The sequence below is a fragment of the Streptomyces phaeofaciens genome (assembly GCF_014648915.1).
In the GTDB taxonomy this organism is placed as follows: Bacteria; Actinomycetota; Actinomycetes; order Streptomycetales; family Streptomycetaceae; genus Streptomyces; species Streptomyces phaeofaciens.
Window position 1 is genome coordinate 145,579 of record NZ_BMSA01000024.1, and the last position, 20,763, is coordinate 166,341.

General features: G+C 70.2%; 20 protein-coding genes and 1 pseudogene. 14 read left to right on the forward strand and 7 right to left on the reverse strand.

The window, feature by feature from the left end; translation table 11 throughout:
* Nucleotides 1-58: 58 nt before the first annotated feature.
* The 3 genes and pseudogenes from tyrS to IE275_RS33315 form a co-directional block, all read right to left on the reverse strand.
* Nucleotides 59-1,327, reverse strand: coding sequence for a tyrosine--tRNA ligase (gene tyrS / locus IE275_RS33305; RefSeq protein WP_189716110.1), 1,269 nt, complete (start codon nt 1,325-1,327; stop codon nt 59-61).
* Nucleotides 1,328-1,376: 49 nt separating this feature from the next.
* Nucleotides 1,377-2,807 (reverse strand): metallopeptidase TldD-related protein, encoded by a 1,431-nt coding sequence (locus tag IE275_RS33310; protein WP_189716112.1) that lies wholly within the window; start codon nt 2,805-2,807, stop codon nt 1,377-1,379.
* Nucleotides 2,804-3,070, reverse strand: a pseudogene (locus tag IE275_RS33315) (metallopeptidase TldD-related protein); the annotation flags it as partial. The pseudogene IE275_RS33315 and the gene IE275_RS33310, both read right to left, overlap by 4 nt.
* Nucleotides 3,071-4,048: 978 nt before the next feature.
* On the opposite strand from IE275_RS33315, the gene IE275_RS33320 reads away from it, so the two are divergent.
* The 7 genes from IE275_RS33320 to IE275_RS33350 all read left to right on the forward strand — a co-directional run bounded on the left by IE275_RS33320 (nt 4,049) and on the right by IE275_RS33350 (nt 9,895).
* On the forward strand, nt 4,049-5,230 hold the full coding sequence (locus IE275_RS33320) for a helix-turn-helix transcriptional regulator (protein WP_189716114.1): 1,182 nt from the start codon (nt 4,049-4,051) through the stop codon (nt 5,228-5,230).
* A gap of 132 nt (nt 5,231-5,362) precedes the next feature.
* The gene (locus IE275_RS33325) at nt 5,363-5,548 is read left to right on the forward strand and encodes a hypothetical protein (protein WP_229870783.1); all 186 of its coding nucleotides are present in this window, start codon (nt 5,363-5,365) and stop codon (nt 5,546-5,548) included.
* A gap of 11 nt (nt 5,549-5,559) precedes the next feature.
* Complete coding sequence (locus IE275_RS33330) at nt 5,560-5,781, forward strand: DUF7848 domain-containing protein (RefSeq protein WP_229870785.1); 222 nt, start codon at nt 5,560-5,562, stop codon at nt 5,779-5,781.
* A 264-nt stretch (nt 5,782-6,045) separates the two neighbouring features.
* A complete protein-coding gene (locus tag IE275_RS33335) occupies nt 6,046-6,360 on the forward strand; it encodes a hypothetical protein (protein ID WP_189716120.1) in 315 nt (104 codons plus the stop codon).
* A gap of 669 nt (nt 6,361-7,029) precedes the next feature.
* Nucleotides 7,030-8,418 (forward strand): replication initiator, encoded by a 1,389-nt coding sequence (locus tag IE275_RS33340; RefSeq protein ID WP_189716183.1) that lies wholly within the window; start codon nt 7,030-7,032, stop codon nt 8,416-8,418.
* 20 nt (nt 8,419-8,438) lie between these two features.
* Complete coding sequence (locus IE275_RS33345; protein ID WP_189716122.1) at nt 8,439-8,600, forward strand: excisionase family DNA-binding protein; 162 nt, start codon at nt 8,439-8,441, stop codon at nt 8,598-8,600.
* 47 nt (nt 8,601-8,647) lie between these two features.
* Nucleotides 8,648-9,895: a tyrosine-type recombinase/integrase gene (locus IE275_RS33350; RefSeq protein WP_189716124.1), complete on the forward strand. Its 1,248-nt coding sequence runs from the start codon at nt 8,648-8,650 to the stop codon at nt 9,893-9,895.
* A gap of 60 nt (nt 9,896-9,955) precedes the next feature.
* On the opposite strand, the gene IE275_RS33355 is transcribed toward IE275_RS33350, so the two are convergent.
* A complete protein-coding gene (locus IE275_RS33355) occupies nt 9,956-11,482 on the reverse strand; it encodes a TldD/PmbA family protein (RefSeq protein WP_189716126.1) in 1,527 nt (508 codons plus the stop codon).
* 258 nt (nt 11,483-11,740) lie between these two features.
* On the opposite strand from IE275_RS33355, the gene fabG reads away from it, so the two are divergent.
* From fabG to IE275_RS33370, 3 genes are all read left to right on the forward strand, one after another.
* Nucleotides 11,741-12,445, forward strand: a complete 705-nt coding sequence (fabG, locus tag IE275_RS33360) for a 3-oxoacyl-[acyl-carrier-protein] reductase (protein ID WP_189716127.1) — start codon at nt 11,741-11,743, stop codon at nt 12,443-12,445.
* A gap of 5 nt (nt 12,446-12,450) precedes the next feature.
* The gene (gene fabI, locus IE275_RS33365; RefSeq protein WP_189716129.1) at nt 12,451-13,218 is read left to right on the forward strand and encodes an enoyl-ACP reductase FabI; all 768 of its coding nucleotides are present in this window, start codon (nt 12,451-12,453) and stop codon (nt 13,216-13,218) included.
* 174 nt (nt 13,219-13,392) lie between these two features.
* Nucleotides 13,393-13,725, forward strand: coding sequence for a hypothetical protein (locus tag IE275_RS33370; protein WP_189716131.1), 333 nt, complete (start codon nt 13,393-13,395; stop codon nt 13,723-13,725).
* Here IE275_RS33370 and IE275_RS33375 read toward each other — a convergent pair.
* A complete protein-coding gene (locus tag IE275_RS33375) occupies nt 13,706-14,395 on the reverse strand; it encodes a FadR/GntR family transcriptional regulator (protein WP_189716133.1) in 690 nt (229 codons plus the stop codon). The genes IE275_RS33370 and IE275_RS33375 overlap by 20 nt on opposite strands.
* Nucleotides 14,396-14,476: 81 nt before the next feature.
* Here IE275_RS33375 and IE275_RS33380 point away from each other — a divergent pair, with 81 nt between their 5' ends.
* The 4 genes from IE275_RS33380 (at nt 14,477) to IE275_RS33390 (ending at nt 17,097) form a co-directional block, all read left to right on the forward strand.
* Nucleotides 14,477-15,943, forward strand: a complete 1,467-nt coding sequence (locus IE275_RS33380) for a CynX/NimT family MFS transporter (RefSeq protein ID WP_189716135.1) — start codon at nt 14,477-14,479, stop codon at nt 15,941-15,943.
* A 4-nt stretch (nt 15,944-15,947) separates the two neighbouring features.
* Entirely contained in the window at nt 15,948-16,061 is a 114-nt protein-coding gene (locus tag IE275_RS46885; RefSeq protein WP_268255312.1) for an SGM_5486 family transporter-associated protein, read from the forward strand.
* A 202-nt stretch (nt 16,062-16,263) separates the two neighbouring features.
* Nucleotides 16,264-16,473 carry a hypothetical protein gene (locus IE275_RS33385; protein ID WP_189716137.1) on the forward strand — a complete coding sequence of 70 codons (210 nt, stop codon included), beginning with the start codon at nt 16,264-16,266 and terminating at the stop codon, nt 16,471-16,473.
* A gap of 105 nt (nt 16,474-16,578) precedes the next feature.
* Nucleotides 16,579-17,097: a SixA phosphatase family protein gene (locus IE275_RS33390; RefSeq protein WP_189716139.1), complete on the forward strand. Its 519-nt coding sequence runs from the start codon at nt 16,579-16,581 to the stop codon at nt 17,095-17,097.
* A 105-nt stretch (nt 17,098-17,202) separates the two neighbouring features.
* On the opposite strand, the gene serB is transcribed toward IE275_RS33390, so the two are convergent.
* Nucleotides 17,203-18,417, reverse strand: a complete 1,215-nt coding sequence (gene serB / locus IE275_RS33395; protein ID WP_189716141.1) for a phosphoserine phosphatase SerB — start codon at nt 18,415-18,417, stop codon at nt 17,203-17,205.
* Between the two features lie 127 nt (nt 18,418-18,544).
* Nucleotides 18,545-20,728 (reverse strand): streptophobe family protein, encoded by a 2,184-nt coding sequence (locus tag IE275_RS33400; protein WP_189716143.1) that lies wholly within the window; start codon nt 20,726-20,728, stop codon nt 18,545-18,547.
* Nucleotides 20,729-20,763: the final 35 nt, after the last annotated feature.

The following is a 20,763-nucleotide window of genomic DNA, read 5'->3' on the forward strand; positions in this document are numbered from 1 at the left end:
GCGTGATCGGCCACGACACAGTCGCGGCCCGCGGAGTCCCCGCACCCCTGGGGTGCGCCTAGGAACCGACCACCTCGACCGCGGCCAGGTTCTTCTTGCCCCGCCGCAGGACCAGCCACCGCCCGTGCAGCAGCTCCTCCTTCGCCGGCACCGCGTCCTCGGCCGTGACCTTCGCGTTGTTCACGTAGGCCCCGCCCTCCTTCACGGTGCGGCGCGCGGCGGACTTGCTGGCCACGAGGCCGACCTCGGCGAACAGGTCCACGACCGGACCCAGCTCGGTGACCTGGACGTGCGGCACCTCGGACAGGGCCGCGGCCAGCGTCCGGTCGTCCAGATCCGCCAGCTCGCCCTGCCCGAAGAGCGCCTTCGACGCGGCGATCACGGCCGCCGTCTGGTCCGCGCCGTGCACCAGCGTCGTCAGCTCCTCGGCCAGCGCCCGCTGCGCCGCCCGAGCCTGCGGCCGCTCCCGCGTCTGCTCCTCCAGCTCCTCCAGCTCCTCACGGGAGCGGAAGGACAGAATGCGCAGGTACGTCGAGATGTCCCGGTCGTCCACGTTCAGCCAGAACTGGTAGAACGCGTACGGCGTCGTCATCTCCGGGTCGAGCCAGACCGCGCCGCCCTCGGTCTTGCCGAACTTGGTGCCGTCCGCCTTGGTCATCAGCGGCGTCGCCAGCGCGTGCACGTTCGCGTGCGGCTCCAGCCGGTGGATCAGGTCCAGCCCGGCAGTGAGGTTGCCCCACTGGTCGCTGCCGCCCTGCTGGAGCGTGCAGCCGTAGCGCCGGAAGAGCTGGAGGAAGTCCATGCCCTGGAGGATCTGGTAGCTGAACTCGGTGTAGCTGATGCCCTGGTCGGACTCCAGACGCCGGGCCACGGAGTCCTTCGTCAGCATCTTGTTGACGCGGAAGTGCTTGCCGATGTCCCGCAGGAACTCGATCGCGGAGAGACCGGCGGTCCAGTCGAGGTTGTTGACCATCACGGCCGCGTTCTCGCCCTCGAAGGACAGGAACGGCTCGATCTGGCCGCGCAGCTTGTCGACCCACCCCGCGACCGTCTCCGGGGCGTTCAGGGTGCGCTCGGCGGTCGGGCGGGGATCGCCGATCAGACCCGTCGCCCCGCCGACCAGCGCCAGCGGCCGGTGACCGGCCTGCTGGAGCCGGCGCACGGTGAGCACCTGGACCAGGTGCCCGACGTGCAGGGACGGCGCGGTCGGGTCGAAGCCGCAATAGAACGTGACGGGACCGTCCGCGAGCGCCTTGCGCAAAGCGTCCTCGTCGGTGGACAGGGCGAACAGGCCCCGCCACTTCAGCTCGTCGACGATGTCCGTCACAGTTCTCGTATCTCCTCGAGTGGAGTGGGCTCGTAAGTCAGGTACGAGGTTATACGCCCTGGCTGACAGAACTCATATTGAAATCCGGCACCCGCAGCGCGGGCATCGCGGCCTTGGTGAACCAGTCGCTCCACTCCCGGGGCAGCGTCTTCTCCGTGCGCCCGGCCTCCACGGCCCGGCCCAGCAGGCCGACGGGCGACTCGTTGAAGCGGAAGTTGTTCACCTCGCCCACGACCTCGCCGTCCTCGACGAGGTAGACGCCGTCCCGGGTCAGCCCGGTGAGCAGCAGGGTCGCCGGGTCCACCTCGCGGATGTACCACAGACAGGTCAGCAGCAGTCCGCGCGAGGTGCTCGCGACCATCTCCTGAAGGGAGCGGTCGGTGCCGCCGTCCAGGATCAGGTTGTCGCCGGCCGGGGCCACCGGCAGGCCGGTCAGGCCCGCGCTGTGCCGGCTGGTCGTCAGGTTCCTGAGTTCGCCGTCGCCGATCCACTCGGTGCTCCGCAGCGGCAGCCCGTTGTCGAACACGGACTGGTCGCCGCCGGAGGAGTGCGCGATGAGGAAGGGCGCCGACTCCAGGCCGGGCTCGTTCGGGTCGCTGCGCAGGGTCAGCGGCAGCTCGGACAGCTTCTCGCCCAGACGCGTGCCGCCCCCCGGCTGGGAGAACACCGTCCGCCCCTCGGCCGCGTCCCGGCCCGACGCCGACCAGAACAGATAGATCAGCAGGTCCGCGACGGCGGTCGGCGGCAGCAGCGTCTCGTACCGTCCGGCGGGCAGCTCGATCCGCCGCTCGGCCCAGCCCAGGCGTACGGCCAGCTCGGCGTCGAGGGCCCCCGGGTCGACGTCCTTGAAGTCCCGGGTGGAACGGCCCGCCCACGCCGAGCGGGTACGGTCCGGCGACTTGGCGTTGAGCTCCAGCGTCCCGTTCGGCTGGTCGTGGCGCAGCCGCAGCCCCGTCGAGGTGCCCAGATACGTCGTCACCATCTCGTGGTTCGCGAAGCCGTACAGCTCCCGGCCGCCGCCGCGCGCGCGGGCGAACGCCTCCCCGAGCGCCGGGGCGAAGTCGGCGAACACCGCGGACGACGTCTCCGCCGGGCCCTCCGTGAAGTCGGGGGACTCCGGCACGCCCGTGACCAGCGGCTGCGCGTCCTCGGCGGACCCGGCGCCGCGCGCGGCGGCCTCGGCGGCCCGCACCAGGGGCTCCAGCTCGTCCACCGTCACCGCGGACCGCGAGACGACCCCGGAGGCGGTGCCCTCCTTGCCGTCGACGGTCGAGATCACGGTGAGCGTGCGCCCGCGGGTGACACCGTTGGTGGTGAGCGCGTTGCCGGCCCAGCGCAGGTTCGCCGTCGACTGCTCGTCGGCGATGACGACACAGCCGTCGGCCCGGGACAGCGCCAGGGCGCGCTCGACGACCTCGTACGGCTTGTTCGCCTTGGTCGCTTTGGTCGCCTTGGTCGCTTTGTCGACGGGGTCGCTCATCGGCCGGCCTCCTGCGTGGTGTTGAGGATGTTGACTCCCTTGAACAGCGCCGACGGGCAGCCGTGCGAGACCGCCGCGACCTGCCCGGGCTGGGCCTTGCCGCAGTTGAAGGCACCGCCGAGGACGTACGTCTGCGGCCCGCCCACCGCCGCCATGGACCCCCAGAAGTCGGTGGTCGTCGCCTGGTAGGCCACGTCCCGCAGCTGTCCGGTGATCCGCCCGTTCTCGATCCGGAAGAACCGCTGCCCGGTGAACTGGAAGTTCACCGCAGGGTCAGGGGGCATACGTCTCTGAACGGCGTTTGTGCAGGTCAGGCGGCTATTCAAGGTCTGCCCTCAATCCCTGTTCATACGGGTTGAAACCGGACTGTACGGGGTCTGGTGATGACTTGGTGTCGACCTCTGGGAGACCCCCGGAGGGTGATCGAACCATGCTCAGGATGCCAGGCTGTGGATCAATGCTGAGGGTACCTAGAGAGCATGTGCGCGGGCGGGTCGGTTGCCGCCGTCCTTGGGCCCGTCGTTCCCGTCTGGCCAGGTCGTTCGAGGAGCGCAGTCACTCCGAAGCTATGTGGAAGTTGTCCGTTGGAACCGGCTCCGGAGTGATGGAAGTGCGGTAGCTTTGTCTTGCGCGGAAGCAAGCTGACTTGCACGCGTGCAAGACCGAAGGGCCCGCCTCGGGTGGCACCCCGAATCGAGCCCTTCAGCGCAGTTCACGAGCCCGGTCGCCTACCTGCCGACCGGGCTTTGCGTGTTGTGGCCCTGGTCGTGACCGTCTCGTGCGTGGGGTTGCTAGCGTGCGAACTGCCCCACAGTGGCGATGATCGCCACGATCAACCCTGCTGCGGCTAGATAGACCTGCCACCTTTCGGCGTTGGTCCACTTTGCCTTGCGAGGCTTCACATCGCTTTGACCACTCACTCACTCCTCCTCGCTCCTCCAGGAGCCTCACTGACGATTTTTCAGTGAAGCTTCCGGAGGAGGCGGAGCGCGTACGAAGTATGTCACGGGGGGCCCGTTGACCGGCACTGGAACCACATGATTGATCTGAGCTTTTCCTGAGCTGGGCGCGGCAGTTGGCCGGTGCGTCGACGGGATGTTTGGTTAGACGCGCTCATGGAAGGCTGCGCCCTCAAGGCAGCTAGGACGTGAGGCTGATCCACTGCTGCGACGCCTGATGTCGCTGTGAAGCAGCGAGACAGAGGCACTACGAACTGCGTTCAGTCGCCGTACGCTCGAATCATGAATGCCGACATTGGCGAGCGGCTCAAGGAAGTACGCAAGCGCCGCGGTATGACACAGCTTCAGCTGGCGAGTGAGTCAGGTGTGTCCCTGTCCCTGATCCGGAAGCTGGAGCAGGGGGAGCGGGCGGATACGCGCTTGGAGACCGCGCGCCGACTGGCGCAGGCCCTGAGGGTGCCGACGACGAACCTCATCGCGGATCATGAGGACGAGCGGGCGGCGGCTCCGGGGGCCGATGATCGTTGGGAGGCCGTCAGGCGGGCCCTCGTCGCTCCGGTCCGGCAGGACGGCCCCGCTGAGGAACCGACGGTGGACGGGGTGCGGGAAGCCCTGGAAGCGGCTCTGCCGCTCTTCTCCAGTGATCGTTTCGCGGAGCTGAGCATGATCCTTCCGCCTCTGCTGCGGGACGCTGATCTCGTCGCGGAGTCCGGGGCTGAGGGCAGGGCCGTGCGGGTCCGGCTCTCGCAGCTGACAGGGTGGCTGCTCACTCAGACTCGGCAGTTCGAGGCTGCCGACATCGCCCTCTCTCGCTCCCTGGAGGAGTCCTCGGACCGGCTTGAGGCAGCGGCGACGGTGAGCACACAGTGCTGGCTACTGCTGCGGCGTGGCCGACTGGCTGAGGCGCGGGAACTGGCGGCGCGCTGGGCGGACGAGGTGGAGCCGCGTATCTCGCGCGCGACTCCGGCTGAGCTGAGCGCGTGGGGCTGGCTGCTGCTGCGGTCGTCCGCGGCGGCGATCCGGGACAACCGGCCCGGTGAGGCTGAGGAGACCTTGCGCTACGCGAACTCGGCGGCGGTCGCGATGGGGCGCGAGTACGCTCCGCGCAACGACTTCTTGCAGGCGTTCGGCCCCGTCACGGTGGCCTTGAAGCGTGCCGAGAACGCCATGATCGTCGACAAGCCGGACTTGGTTCTCAAGCTCTCGGCGCGCATCCCCACGGGCGGCATGCGGCCCACCTCCAACAACCGCAACCGCCACCTCCTCGACGTGGCAGAGGCGCATGCCCGCTCGCGCGACTACGCGCGGACTGTCGAGATCTTGCAGGGTATTCGCGCGGACGCGCCTCAGTGGCTGCCGAATCAGCGGTACGCGCGGGACATCTTCGGCCGGGTCGTCGCACGTCGGCGGACACTCACGTCTGAGATGAGGGAACTCGCCGACGCGATCGGGATGCCCATGTGACTCGGTGTGGCACTTCCGGCCGACGCCTCGCCAAAGTGCCATTGAGGTGTGCTCCCGTGGCTACGTAGCGTCATTGCCATGGTGATTCAAGACAGAGCCTCAGAGACGACCGTCCCTGAGCGTGGAGACCTGATGTACGACCCTCGGACGTCCAAGGTCGGCGAATACCAGGACAGAGCCGGTCCCTACGCCATGCTGCGTCCGGTCGGCGGTGGCCGTGAGTGGGAGGCGGACCCGGATCGGATCCGTCCAGCCAGCCCCGAGGAGCGGCTCAGGGCGGGCGTCAGGGCGGCCAACGCGAGGGCGGTACGGCCGTGAGCGTGCGTTCGGTGATTCGTCACGAGAAGTGGACACTCGCGCCGGACCGTGAGCCGGACGCGGAGCCGATCACGTACGCGATGACGTGCGCGGTGTGCGGCCAGTCCTCGGACGTGAGTGAGGACTTCGCAGAACCGCAGAGCTGGGTGCTGGAGCATTGCGGCAAGAACCCGTCGCATCACACCTTCCGCGAGATCATCACCCGCGCATGGCGTACATGGCGGCACATCTGATCCGCCCGGTAGCGGCGCGGTGTGGCACGCCGCCGGCCGTAGAGGCTTTGGGCGGGAGCTGCCATGGGGCGAGTGAACAGGGGGCCTTACGCTCGCCAGCGGATCGGGCAGTCCTTGGGGCCTGCCCGCAGTAGCCCGATCGGCCCCCTGTTCTTAGAGGCTCGCCCCATGGTGGCTGCCTAAAGCCTCGTAGGCCGTCGGCCCCAGCCCAAGAGGGTTTGTGCCGCGTAGTGGCCTGTTCGTTCGGTGACGAGTGAGGTGTGCATGAAGCACTGCGAAGATCAGTTCGCGCCCCCTCCAGAGATGCAGACTGAGGCGTGCCGGGTGGCGGGGGTGCAACTGGATGTTGATCCCGCCCTGGTGCTGCGGTGCGAGCTGGGGGCGCACGAAGGGCAGGATCATGCGGCAGGGATCGTGGAGGCTCAGGATCCCTCTGGGCGCATGACCTGGGTGTGGTGGCGATCGGGCGTGGACGTGCGCGATCCGTGCATGGCGCGCCGCTTCGGGGAGGCGGAGCGGCTGGACAACGTCGTGTGCGGCCTGTTCGCGGGCCATGAGGGCGAACACGCCTGGCCGTAACAGTGAAGATGCGGCTGATGTCTCGGCTCGTCTGCGGCACGCCGGGCGGCGGCACCCCGGACCGGACCGGCCGAAGGCCGCACGCCGGGCAGGGGAGCGCAAGCAGCCCGGCGCAGGGCATGGATGTGGCGGGTGTTTCTGCTGACTGCATGGTTCGGTACTGCGCGCTGAGTGGCGGGGTCGCCGCAGCGATGGCGGAGACAGGGAGCGGCGGCGGCCCCGGCCGCCAGCGCGCGCGGTCCGCCGGAGGCGGGCCGCCTGGAGGAAGTGAAGACAGATTCCGACACGCCCCGCACTTCCGCTTCAACTGTCGTGCCAGTGACGGTAATTCACTCGCGCATCTGCGACCGCCCGTGCGATCGTTCGGGTTCGAGCGACGAGCCTTCCTCGGTGATTCTCAAACACAGACATAGACACAGACTTCTTCAGCAGACATCACACTCTTCTTCTGCCTTCTCTGTCTTCGCTCTCATCCACGCTGCCTCGACGCGTTCCTTACGTCTGACACTTCATCACCTCGCTTTCAAAGGACATCACACATGACTCACGCCTGCGCCCTGGCTCGCGCTCCTCCCTGTCCGTCTGTTCTGGAGGTGCCCTGTGCTCAACGCCTCACATGAGGTGACTTCATCGACTTTCCGCTCCGCTGAGCTGGAGCGTGAGAAGCGTCTGCGGCTGTTGTCCGATGCCGATCGGGGCATTGTCCGCCTTGCGCACGATCCCCTGTTTCCGCGCTTGCTGGAGCAGATCAAAGCCATCGGGGGTTGTGCCCATCCGGTCTACCTTTCCGGCTCCACCGTCACCTCCGACGCCCTGACGGGTGAGGTGATCTCGTCCTACTCGACGGCCGGAGAACCGGGCGAGCGGCTGGCCGTCCGCTGCCGCAACCGCCGCGCCTCGGTCTGCGCGCCGTGCGCCTACCTGCATGCGGGCGACACCTATCAACTGATCCGGGCGGGCCTGTCCGGCGGCAAGAACGTCCCCGAAAGTGTTCGTGACCAGCCTCGTCTGTTTGTCACCCTGACGGCTCCCTCGTTCGGGCCCGTCCACCGCTCCCGCGACGGCAAGCGGTGCCGACCGCGCAGGGACGGCGGCGTATGCGAGCACGGGCGTCCCGTCGGCTGCGGCCTGGTCCACACCGAGGATGACCCCGCACTGGGTCGCCCGCTGTGCGCGGACTGCTACGACTACGTGGGACACGTGCTGTGGCACGCGCACGCAGGGAGGCTGTGGGATCGGTTCACCACCGCCGCACGGCGTCACCTGGCCTCCGCCGCGGGGATACCGCGCTCACGTCTCCGTGACCACCTGGTGGTGTCCTTCGCGAAGGTGGCCGAGTACCAGAAGCGGGCCGCCATCCACTTCCATGCCGTGGTCCGCCTCGATGGTCCGGCCGGCCCCGGCACACCACCCCCGCGCTGGGCCACGACCGAGCTGCTGACCGAAGCCGTACTCACGGCTGCCTCGTCGGCGAACGTACGGGCCGCGGAATCGTGCGCCTACGGGGACGCGCTCCTCGTCTGGGGGAAGCAGCTGGACGCGCGGCCGATCCGGGCCTTCGAGGGCGGTGAGGGGCCGACCGATGACGCTGTCGCCGCCTACGTGGCCAAGTACGTCTCCAAGGGCACCGCCGAAACCGGCGCCGGACTGGACTACCGCGTATCAGGTCCGGACGACATCGCCGCCGCGGTCGTCGCGCCCCACGTACGGGCTCTGATGGCCACTTGCTGGCGCTTGGGCGGTCTGCCCGAACTGGAACACCTCAGGCTGCGGTCATGGGCTCACAGCCTCGGATACCGCGGTCACGTCCTCACCAAGACCCGTCGCTACTCGACGACGTACGCGGCGTTGCGTGATGAACGAGCCGCGTACCGTCGCAGCGACACAGAGCCGACCGACGACCCGGCCTTGATCACTGAGTCGAGCTGGCGCTACGTCGGTTCCGGCTACACCCCCGGCGCTGCCGGACTCGCCGCCGGAATCGCCGAAGACCTGGTCATGAGCCGTCAGCTTGCCCGTGAAGCGGCGGAAGACGAGGCGCGGGGGTGGGAGCTGTGAGGGGTGGCAGCAACCTGCTCATGACGCCGGACGAGGCCGCGACGCAACTCGGCGTGACGAAGCGGGTTCTCATGGACTCCTACCGGCGCTGGGGCATCCCGTACCTGAAGGTCGGCAAGCATGTCCGGTTCCGAACGCGGGATCTTCACAACTGGGTTGAGGTGCGAATGCGGCACGGCTAGCCTGATGATCCGTCACTAACCAATCAACATGCGGAGGTTCAACAAGCGTGGCGACCATCAAGAAGGAAGACTGTTCGTGCCCCCGGCGTAAGAAACCGACGTGCCCGCACAAGCCGTACCGGGTGTCGTACCGGGAACCGGGCGGCAGGGCGGGCAAGCCGCGGCAGGTGTCGTTCAAGAAGCTCGAAGACGCGGAAGCCTTCGCAGTCAAGGTCGAGCGGGACAAGGACCTGGGGACGTACATCAACCCCAAGGCGGGACAGCGCACCTTCCAACAGGTCTGGCGCGAATGGGTCGAGGCGGGAACTCTCGAAGAGTCCTCGAAGAGGAACTACCAGAGTGTCTACGACAACCACTACGGGCCGTTCTTCGGGAACAAACCCATCGGCAGCATCACGCCGACGATCATCCAGGAATGGGAGGCGGACCAGAAGGAGCGCGGATACAAGGAAAACGGAATCAACGGACGTAAGAACGTCCTGTCGTCTGTTTTCAACTACGCGGTAGCCGCCGAGATCATCGGCCGAAATCCGTGCAAGAAGGCGAACCCTCGTAGACGCTCAGGGCAGCAGATCACGCCGGTGACCGACGACGACATCCCGACCATGGAAGAGGTGCTGGGGATCATCGCGGAAGCTCCGAAGCTCATCCGCGCCGGATTCTGGGCCATGGCGGGCTGCGGGATGCGCCCGGGAGAGTCCTTGGCGCTGTCGGACGAGTCCATGGACTGGGAGCGCAGCGTCCTCGCTGTGGATCACCAGGTATCCGCCTACGGGTGCCAGGAAATCTCCGGCTATCGGCGTGGTGTGAAGAGGGGTACGAAGCATCGCGCCTTCGAGCAGGCGCGGAAGACGCCGGTGCCCGAATCAATCAACGAGATCTTCAATGATCACATCGACACCTTCGAGACATGGGGGGATCGGGGCTGGTTCTTCGAATCGCCCAGGCTGAACGACCGCCACCCGTCGTACGACTGGTTCCTGGACCAGTTCAAGGCGGCGGCGAAGCTGGCCGGTACCCCGCAGTACACCCCGAAGAGCTTCCGGCACTTCTTCGTCTCCGAGGCCATCCACGCTCAGATCCCGCTCTTCGAGGTCGCGGCATGGGTCGGGCACCGAACCACCAGGACGACGGAACTGGTCTACGGCCACCTGGTCCGCCGGGCCATGGACCGGGGCGCCCGCACCATGCACAACCGCCTGGGGCTCAAGCTGGAGCCCTTCAAGGGCCTGATCGTCCCGCCCTCGCTGACGCCCGCGGAGGACGATATCGAGGACTGGGACGACGTGGCGTAGGAGGTTCGCTGTGGCGACGTGCGGACCTGGTGCAGACTTCGGGCCGGTTCGGCCGACCCCTCAGGTACGGCCGGACTCGTTCGAGGTGTTCAGGATGTTCACACTCCGAAACAGTGCGGAGGGGCACCCGTGAGACACGGCAGCGACCTGCCCCGGTTGGGCCTTTCCGCAGTTGAAAGCCCCTCCTAGCACGTAAGTCTGGGGGCCTCCGACGCCCTCCATGGAGCCCCAGAACTGGGGGGTGACTCCCTGGTATGCAAAGTCCCGGACCTGCCCAGCGAGGCGGCCGTTCCGGATCATGTATGCCCTCTGACCCGTAAACTGGAAGTTGTAGCGCTGCATGTCGATGGACCAGGACCGGTCCCCGACGACGTAGATGCCCCGGTCCACGCTTCCGATGAGGTCCTCGGTCGACATCCCGGCCGGGTCCGGCCGCAGCGACACGTTCGCCATGCGCTGCACGGGCACGTGCCCGGGGGAGTCGGCGAAGGCGCAGCCGTTGGACCGCCCGAGGCCGGTGAGCTTCGCGATCCGCCGGTCCAGCTGGTAGCCGACGAGCGTGCCGTCCTTCACCAGGTCCCAGGACTGCCCCTCGACGCCCTCGTCGTCGTAGCCGACGGTCGCCAGACCGTGCTCGGCGGTGCGGTCACCGGTGACGTTCATCAGCTCCGCGCCGTACTTCAGCTTGCCGAGCCGGTCGAAGGTGGCGAAGGAGGTGCCGGCGTAGGCGGCCTCGTAGCCGAGCGCGCGGTCCAGCTCGGTGGCGTGGCCGATGGACTCGTGGATGGTCAGCCACAGGTTGGACGGGTCGACGACCAGGTCGTACAGGCCCGGGTCGACGCTCGGCGCCCGCATCTTCTCGGCGAGCAGCTCCGGGATCCGCTCCAGCTCGTCGTCCCAGTCCCAGCCGGTCCCGGTGAGGTACTCCCACCCCCGTCCGACGGGCGGCGCGATCGTGCGCATCGAGTCGAACTCGCCGCTCGACTCGTCCACCGACACGGCCGTCAGCGCCGGGTGCAGCCGCACCCGCTGCTGGGTGGTGACCGTGCCCGCCGTGTCCGCGTAGAACTTGTTCTCGTGCACGGTGAGCAGCGAGGCGTCGACGTGGTTGATCCCGTCGGCCGCCAGCAGCCGCGCGCTCCACTCGGCGAGCAGCGCCGCCTTCTCCTCGTCGGGCACGGTGAACGGGTCGATCTCGTAGGACGACACCCAGGTCTTCTCGGCGTGCACCGGCTCGTCCGCCAGCTCCACCCGCTCGTCCGACCCGGCCGCCTTGATCACCTGCGCCGACAGCTTCGCCATCGCCACGGCCTGCGAGGCGACCTTGGCGGCCGCGTCCATCGTGAGGTCCACGCCCGACGCGAACCCCCAGGTCCCCCCGTGCACCACCCGCACCGCGTATCCGAGATCCGTCGTGTCCGACGACCCGGCCGGCTTGGCGTCCCGCAGCCGCCACGAGGCGCTGCGCACCCGCTCGAACCGGAAGTCGGCGTGCTCGGCCCCGAGCGCACGCGCGCGGGCGAGGGCGGCGTCGGCGAGGGCCCTCAGCGGTAGCGCCAGAAATGACTGATCGACCTCATGGGCCACGAGGGCCTCCCCTTGTCACGGTTGCCGAGATGGGTTCGTGTCGCAGTGAATCATGCAGGGCCGACACACCGTCATCCAACGGATTCGGCCGTCCCCGCGCCCTCGCGCCGACTGTAGGAATCCGACAGCCAGCCCTGCGAGCCACTGTCGGTGCCCGAATGTCCCCGTGCCGGAGGAGACCGATAGGTTTCGAGGTAAACCGCCTGCCGTCCAGGTTCCGGGCGGATGTGTTCAGACCCCTATCGAAAGGGTGATCCGTTGAGCCGCTCGGTTCTCGTCACCGGAGGAAACCGGGGCATCGGCCTCGCCATCGCCCGCGCGTTCGCCGATGCCGGCGACAAGGTCGCGATCACGTACCGCTCGGGCGAGCCCCCGGCCGGCTTCCTGGCCGTGAAGTGCGACATCACGGACTCGGAGCAGGTGGAGCAGGCATACAAGGAGATCGAGGCCGAGCACGGCCCGGTCGAGGTGCTGATCGCCAACGCCGGCGTCACCCGGGACCAGCTCCTGATGCGCATGTCCGAGGAGGACTTCACCTCGGTCATCGACACCAACCTCACCGGCACCTTCCGTGTGGTCAAGCGCGCCAACCGCGCCATGCTGCGCGCCAAGAAGGGCCGTGTCGTCCTGATCTCCTCGGTCGTGGGGCTGCTCGGCTCCGCGGGACAGGCCAACTACGCCGCCTCCAAGGCCGCCCTTGTCGGCTTCGCGCGTTCCCTCGCCCGTGAGCTGGGCTCGCGCAACATCACTTTCAACGTCGTCGCTCCCGGCTTTGTCGACACCGACATGACCAAGGCGCTCACCGACGAGCAGCGCACGGGCATCGTCTCGCAGGTGCCGCTCGGCCGGTACGCCCAGCCGGAGGAGATCGCCGCGACGGTGCGGTTCCTCGCCTCGGACGACGCCTCGTACATCACTGGAGCCGTCATCCCCGTTGACGGCGGACTGGGAATGGGTCACTGATCACCATGAGCGGAATTCTCGAGGGCAAGCGCGTCCTGATCACCGGTGTGCTGATGGAGTCCTCCATCGCGTTCCACACCGCCAAGCTGGCCCAGGAGCAGGGTGCCGAGATCATCCTGACCGCGTTCCCGCGGCCCACCCTGACCGAGCGCATCGCCAAGAAGCTGCCCAAGCCCACCAAGGTCATCGAGCTGGACGTCACCAACGACGAGCACCTCGGCCGCCTCGCGGACATCGTCGGCGAGGAGCTGGGCGGCCTCGACGGCGTCGTCCACTCCATCGGCTTCGCGCCGCAGGACGCCCTGGGCGGCAACTTCCTCAACACGCCGTTCGAGTCGGTGGCCACGGCCATGCACGTCTCGGCGTACTCCCTGAAGTCGCTCACCATGGCCTGCCTGCCGCTGATGCAGAACGGCGGCTCGGTCGTCGGTCTCACCTTCGACGCGCAGTACGCCTGGCCGCAGTACGACTGGATGGGCCCGGCCAAGGCCGCCCTGGAGGCCACCAGCCGCTACATGGCGCGTGACCTGGGCAAGCAGAACATCCGCTGCAACCTCATCTCGGCGGGCCCGATCGGCTCCATGGCCGCCAAGTCCATCCCGGGCTTCGCCGACCTGGCCGCCGTCTGGGACAGCCGCTCCCCGCTGGAGTGGGACCTCAAGGACCCCGAGCCGGCCGGCCGCGGTGTCGTCGCCCTGCTGAGCGACTGGTTCCCGAAGACCACGGGCGAGATCATCCACGTGGACGGCGGGCTGCACGCCATCGGAGCCTGACGCCCGCACGGCACGACGACCGAAGGGTGAGGGCCCGCGCCACCGGTGGCGCGGGCCCTCACCCTTCACCCGTTCGGCCCACCTGGCCGGGCGGCGGAGGCCTCTCACCAGGCACGCTGGAGTACGCGTTCACCCACGCGCTTCCCTCCCCAGCTCTGCCGAGGAGGTTCCCTTGTGCGCCTGTTCCGTAGTCTCGCCCCAGTGACCGCAGCCGCCGCCCTCGTCCTCTGTCTGCCGTACGAGGCGCTGTCCCACCCGCGCGCCGAGCGGCCCGAGCCGTTCGGCGCGGAGTGCCGCACCGTCGTCCGCGGCTCCCACGTCGTCGCCTACTGCCACAACCCCTACGCCGAGACCGACCGGGTCCGGCTGCACATCGAGTGCGACCGCTGGTGGGACCTCGACACCGACGGCGCCCCGGCCGACGCGGGACCCGCCGTGACCGTACGACTGTCCGGCCGCTGCTGGAAGGAGGTCCGCTCGGCCTGGGTCAGTCACCAGAAGGGCTGAACCGTCCCGGGCGGCACAGGAACGGGTAGCCGGCCGCCTCCGCCGCCGCCGTCTCCGTGTCGCCCGCGCGGATCGCGTCCACCAGCCGCGCGTGGTCCATGTGCGTCTCCGGCGTCAGCTCCTCGCCGACGTCGTCCCGCAGCCAGTCCCGCAGCACCTCGCCCAGGTCGGCGTACATCGCCGTCATGACGTCGTTGTGGGAGGCGGCCACCACCGCCAGGTGGAAGGTCGCGTCCGCCGTCACGAACGCCTCCGTGTCGCCCGACGCCCACGCCTCCTCCCGCCGCACCAGGAGCGCGTCCAGCTGCTTGAGGTCCTTCTCGGTGCGCCGCCCGGCCGCCAGCCGGGCCGCGCTCGACTCCAGCGTGGCGCGCAGTTCGGCGATGTGCCGGGGGTCGGCGTCCGCGAAACGGTGGTGCATCACGCCCGCCAGCTCGCTGGTCGCCACGACGTACGTGCCCGAACCCTGCCGGATGTCCAGCAGGCCGTTGTGCGCGAGCGCGCGGACGGCCTCGCGGACCGTGTTGCGGGCCACGCCCAGCTGTTCGACCAGCTCGGGCTCGGTGGGGATGCGCGAGCCGACCGGCCACTCGCCCGAGGTGATCTGGGTGCGCAGCGCGGCGATGACCTGTTCGGACAGCGCCGAGCGGCGGGGATGGCTCAGGGGCATGGCACACCTTCGCACGGGCGGAGCGGGGAAGGCGTACCCGGGGATGGACAACCAATCATCCCATGATTCTATGATGTCGGCATGGCAAGCGAGGAGACCCGGACGACGACGTCCCCACCCCTGTCCCGGCACCTGCACGGTCCGTCCGTCGGTCCGGCCCCTGGTCCGTCCGCCGGTTCGTCCGTCGGTCCGCCCCGTGGTTCGTCCGCCGGCGACGGCTCGCGGACGGCCACGCACGCGTGGACGGCACGGCTGCTCATGGCCGGCATCGTGCTGGCCGCCCTCAACCTCCGCCCCGCCATCACCAGCCTCGGCGCCCTCCTCGAAGAGGTCCGCGACGGGCTCGGCATGAGCGCGGGCCTGGCCGGGCTCCTCACCTCCGTACCGCCGCTCTGCTTCGCCGTCTTCGGCCTCACGGCCCCCCGGCTCGCCCGCCGCTTCGGCCCGGCCGCGGTCGTGTGCGCCGGGATGGCCGCCATCGCCGCGGGCCTGCTCATACGGCCCTACGCGGGCGGTACGGCCGGGTTCGTGGCCGCCAGCGCCCTCGCGCTCATGGGCATCGCGGTGAGCAACGTCCTGATGCCGGTCATCGTCAAGCGCCACTTCCCCGACCGGGTCGGCTCCATGACCGGCCTGTACTCGATGGCCCTCGCCCTCGGCACCTCGACCGCCGCCGCGGTCACCGTCCCCCTGACCGAGACCCTGGGCGGCGACTGGCGCACCGGCCTCGCGGTGTGGGCGGGCCTGGCCGTGTCCGCCCTCCTGCCCTGGCTGGCGGTCGTCCGGCAGCGTCGGGCGCCGGCCTGTGCCGACGGTACGGCGGCGTCGCGCCAGGAAGCGGCATCCGGGGCGGCATCCGGGGCGGCACCCGGTGCGGAGGCCCCCGCACGGCCCCACGCGCGTGCGGAGGCGGAGGAGCCCCCGCTGTCCATCACCCGCAGCCGCACCGCGTGGGCGCTCGCCGTGTTCTTCGGGCTCCAGGCCACCGCCGCCTACATCACCATGGGCTGGATGGCGCAGATCTTCCGGGACGCGGGTGTGCCCGCCTCCACGGCCGGGCTGCTCCTCGCCGTCACCATGGTCATGGGCGTGCCCCTGTCCTTCGCCATCCCGCGCCTGGCCGCCCGGCTGCCGCACCAGGGCCCGATCGTCGTCGTGCTCGCCGTCTGCGGCCTCGCCGGATACGCAGGCCTGTACCTGGCGCCCGCCGAGGGCGCCTGGGTCTGGGCGCTGCTGCTCGGCGTCTCCAACTGTGCCTTCCCGCTGGCCCTCACCATGGTCGGCATGCGGGCCAGGACCGGCGCCGGAGTGGCCCGGCTGTCGGCGTTCGCGCAGAGCACCGGCTACCTGATCTCGATCCCGGGCCCGCTCCTGGTCGGCGTCCTCTACCAGCACAGCGGGGGCTGGGGCCTGCCGCTGGCACTGATGGCGGCACTGTTGATCCCGCAGACGGTCGTGGGCGTCCTCGCGGGCCGCAACCGCACGGTGGAGGACGAGACCGCCCGCCGACCCCGCGAGCACCGGCGGGCGCACGGGGTGGGAAACTGACCGTATGCCCCTCGACCCGAACCCGCAGAACGGCCAGAAGAAGATGCTGATCATCTTCGGCTCGTTCCTCGCCATCTTCGTGATCATCGCTGTCGTCGCGACGATCGCCTCGCCCTGACGATCGCCTTGCCCTGACGACCGCCTCCCCGCCACGGCTCCCGAGAGGCGTTGGTGGGGTTAACCCCCCTGTCCCCTAGGGGGTGAGGGTCAGGGTCAAGTGGGTGGATCACCGGATGGGGCGCAGGCCGAGGTTTCCGTAGATTCGAGATGTGGCCGCGCGAGGCGGGCCACGGTCCACTCGAAGACCCGCGGAGGCACCCATGTCGGCCCAGACGCACACCCGGCACCACCCGGCTGCTGCCCCGGGCGGCATCGGCACCCGGCTGCCCTGGTGGGCCCTCGCCCTCCCCACTCTCGCCTTCATCGCCCTGCTCACCCTGATACTCAACCCGGCCGACGCCCACGCGGCCGGCGGCGACCCGGCGATCACGCATCTCGTCGAGCGCGTGCGAGAGCTCGTCGCGCGGTAGCCGTGTCGATCACGCCCCGGTGTGCTCCACATACCCCCGGGCGGTGCGAAAGCCGCATGTCAACTCCCTGCGCCCCATGGCCTGTTTCATGCGAAGCTGGGAGCCATGAGCGTCGCAGAACCCCGCAGGATCGTCCTCTTCCGTCATGCGAAAGCCGACTGGTCACAGGAGACCGACCACGAGCGGCCGCTCGCCGACCGGGGCCGGCTGGACGCGGCAGCGGCCGGCCGCAGCCTCGCCGCGACCGGTGTCGCCGTCGACCTGGCCGTGTGCTCCACGGCGGTCCGGACCCGTGAGACGTGGAAACTCGCTGTTCAGGAGCTCCCGCACCGGCCGAGAACGGTCTACGAGGAGCGGATCTACGAGGCGTCCCCGGGCGAGCTGATCGCCCTGCTCAACGAAACCCCGGAAGACGTCCGCGATCTCGTCCTGATCGGCCACAACCCGGGCATCCACGGCCTCGCCGAGATCCTCGCCGGCTCCGTCGAGGGCGACGCGGACGGGCGGATGAATGCCCACGGCTTCCCGGCCGCCTCCTTCGCCGTCCTGACCTTCGACGGCTCCTGGAAGTCCCTGGAGCCGGCCGCTGCCACCCTGGTCGACTTCTGGGCGCCGTTCGAGTGAACTCTCCGGTCCCGGACACCCCCCGTCCCGGGACCCCCGGCACACACGAGGGCCCGGCACCTTGCCGGTGCCGGGCCCTGCTCGTCGTCTCCGCGGGTGTCCGCGCTACTCCTCGTCGTGGGTGTCCGCCGCCTCGACCTCTTCGCGGGTGACGCCCAGCAGATACAGCACGGTGTCGAGGAACGGCACGTTCACCGCCGTGTGCGCCGCCTCCTGCACCACCGGCTTGGCGTTGAAGGCGACGCCGAGACCGGCCGCGTTCAGCATGTCCAGGTCGTTCGCACCGTCGCCGATCGCCACGGTCTGCGAGAGCGGTACGCCCGCCTCGGCGGCGAACCTGCGCAGCAGCCGCGCCTTGCCCGCACGGTCCACGATCTCACCGGTCACCCGGCCGGTCAGCTTCCCGTCGACGATCTCCAGCGTGTTCGCCTGAGCGAAGTCCAGCCCCAGCCGCTCCTTCAGATCGTCGGTGACCTGCGTGAAACCGCCGGAGACCACACCCACCTGGTAGCCGAGCCGCTTCAGCGTCCGGATCAGTGTGCGCGCGCCCGGCGTCAGCCGCACCTCGGTGCGCACCTTCTCCACGACCGAGGCGTCCAGCCCCTCCAGCAGCGCCACCCGCGCGTGCAGGGACTGCTCGAAGTCCAGCTCACCACGCATCGCCGCGGCCGTCACCTCGGCGACCTTGTCCTCGCAGCCGGCGTGCGCGGCGAAGAGCTCGATCACCTCGTCCTGGATGAGGGTGGAGTCCACGTCCATCACGACGAGCCGCTGGGCCCGCCGGTGCAGGCCCGCGTCCACGACCGCGACATCCACGCCGAGCGCGGCCGCGTCCGTGACCAGGGCGGGGCGCAGCTGCGAGGTCTCCACGCCGGAGATCGCGAACTCGACGGCCGTCACCGGGTACTTGGCGAGCCGGAAGATACGGTCGATGTTGCCGCCGGTCTTGGTGATCCGCGCGGCGATCGCGGCGGTGGCCTCCGCGGTGAGCGGATGGCCCAGCACGGTCACCAGGGAGCGCCCCAGGCCACGCGGCCGGTTGTCGCCGAGGCCCGAGATGATGTCCGCCTGCATCTTCATCGACTCGGCCCAGCTGTGGACCGTGGAGCGCAGGTCACCCTCCAGACCGGACGGCGGCTCGGTCACGAGCGCGCACAGCACCATCCGGCCACGGGTGACGACCTGCTCGATGTCGACCACGTCGACGGAGAAGGCGGCGAGGGTGTCGAAGAGGCCGGCCGTGATGCCCGGCCTGTCCTTGCCGAAGATCCTGACAAGGAGAGTAGGGACGTCTGAGGACGAAGTCTGCGAAGTGCTCATGATGTACCCACCGTATCCGGCACCCAGTGCCGGACGCCGCTCAGGTCCGCCCAGCGGACAGGGAACAGTGGGCGTCGCGCAGATGAAGCAGCCCTTACGTCATGCCGCGCGCACCCGCCGTGTCCCGTCACCGCGGCTTCTTCGGCCCCCTCGGCGCGGGCGGCGGTGGCGGGGGAGGAGGCGGAGTCCCGTCGTCCGGCCCACCCCCACCGGGCCGCCGAGGAGGCAACGGCCCCACCGGCCCCACGACGGTCGGCGCGCCGTACACGTCATCTGGCCCGGGGCTTTGGCCGGGCGCCTGCCCGGGGCCTCGGCCGGGCGTCTGCCCGGACCCTTGCCCGGGCGCCTGCCCGGGGCCTTGACCAGGCCCCTGGCCGGGCGCTTGCCTTGGACTCCGGCCGGGCGCCTGCCCGGACCCTTGCCCGGGCGTCTGCCCGGACCCTTGGCCGGGCGCTCGCCTTGGACCCTGCCCGGACCCCTGCCCCGATCCCCGCCCCGGCGCCCCGGACAGCCCGCCGGATCCACGCCCGCTCGCTCCTCCGGCCCCCCGCCCGCCTCCCGCCCCGGGCTCACCCGGCCGCGCGCTCTCGTACGACCTCCCCTGCGGAGCCCCGCCGCCACGGCCGCCACCGCCGCTGCCGTCGCCGCCCCGCCCTTCACCGGGTCGCGCGTCCTGCGGCCCCCGCACCTCGTCCGGCATCCGCAGATAGGGATTGGTCGCCGGGTTCGGCGGCCGGTACGACGCGTTCGGCGCGTACGGCCCGGCGCCCTCGCCACGCCCCTGACCCGCACCCGCGTCCGCCCCGACGCCCGTGTCCACCCCCGCGCCCACTCCCGACCCCGCCCCGACCCCGACCCCCACGTCACCCAGTGCCAGCCGCGCCGCCCGCCGCCCGGCGGCGCCCGTGGCGGACGCCAGCAGCGCTCCCGCGGCCCCCGCCCCCGCCCCCCACACCGCGCCGAGGAGCAACGCCGGGCCGGCGTTCTGGTGCAGCTCGATCCCGGCGCCGAACGCGTCGAAGCCGAGCACGGACAGCGAGGCGTCCACGGACACCGCCGCCAGCCACCCCAGCAGCGGCAGCGCCACCGCCGTCACGATCCCCAGCCGCAGCGCACACCGCCCCACGAACCCGGTGACGCCGCGTCCACCCGCGCCCGCACCGACCCCGACCCCGGCCCCGACCGGCGTGCGCGCCGCGGCCAGCACCCCCGCCAGCAGCATCATCACCGCCGTGGCCACGCCCAGCAGCCACACCCGGCCGTCCAGCTCGGCCAGCCGGCCCAGCGTCACCGACTGCCCGGAGCGGGAGCCGAGCAGGTCGTCCAGCGGGTCGGGGAGGACCTGCTTGAGCACGCCCGTGGCCTTGCCGTCCCAGGGCACGAACAGGCCGATCGAGAGGCCCAGCCACACCCCGTTCGGGGCGCCGAGCAGCGCCGCTCCCGCGATCCGTTTCGGATGCGCGTCACCGATCGCCGCGTACGCCGCCGCCGCCAGCCCGGCCGCCACGGCCAGCAGCACCACGGTGACCAGGGCGGACACCGCCGGCCGTACCGTGCGGTGCACCGTCTCCCACCCGCGCGGCAGGGGGGTGCGGCGCGAGGCGAGCAGGGCGATCAGCAGGATCCCCGCCGACCAGACGAGCCCGCCGAGCAGGGTGGGCGCGGTGTCGACGGTGAACCCGACCGCGGCCTTCGCCTCGATCAGGTCCCCGACCCGGTCGGGCAGCAGCCCCCCGATGTCCCCGACGTCCCCGAGCCCGGGAATCTCCAGTCCGCCGCCACCGCCCCCGCCGCCGCCTCCGACACCGGGCAGGTCGTCCAGCCCGAGCGCGCCGCCGTCGAGCGTGATGACGTCGTGCCCCGCCCAGGCCAGCCCGCCCAGCATCGCCACGAACAGCGCGACCACCGCGCCCGCGCGGGCGAGGAGTTCGGCCGGCGCGACCACAACTCCGGCCGTGCGCAGGGACCGTAGGAAGAACCACGACAGCAGCAGGGCCCCGACCAGGCCCACGCCCAATGGCGTGATCTCGATGGCCGTGTTCGCCTCTGCGCCCGTCAGGCCGAACGCCGACACATCGCCGGACGGTGTCACCGAACCGCCCGCCCCCAGTGCCACGACCGCCGCCGTCATCGGCCCCAACGAGCCCACCGTGTCCGCGCCCAGCAGATGCAGGCCGAGCGCAGCCGTCCCGGCCATCCCGATCAACGCCCAGCTCACCGCGGCGATCGCGGACAGCAGCACGTCCACCCACGGGACGCTCCCACCGTACGCAGCGCCCTTGTCGCTCCCGATCCCTGTGCCGGCACTCATGCAGACCCCCCGATCCGCGCGCGGCGGCGAAGATC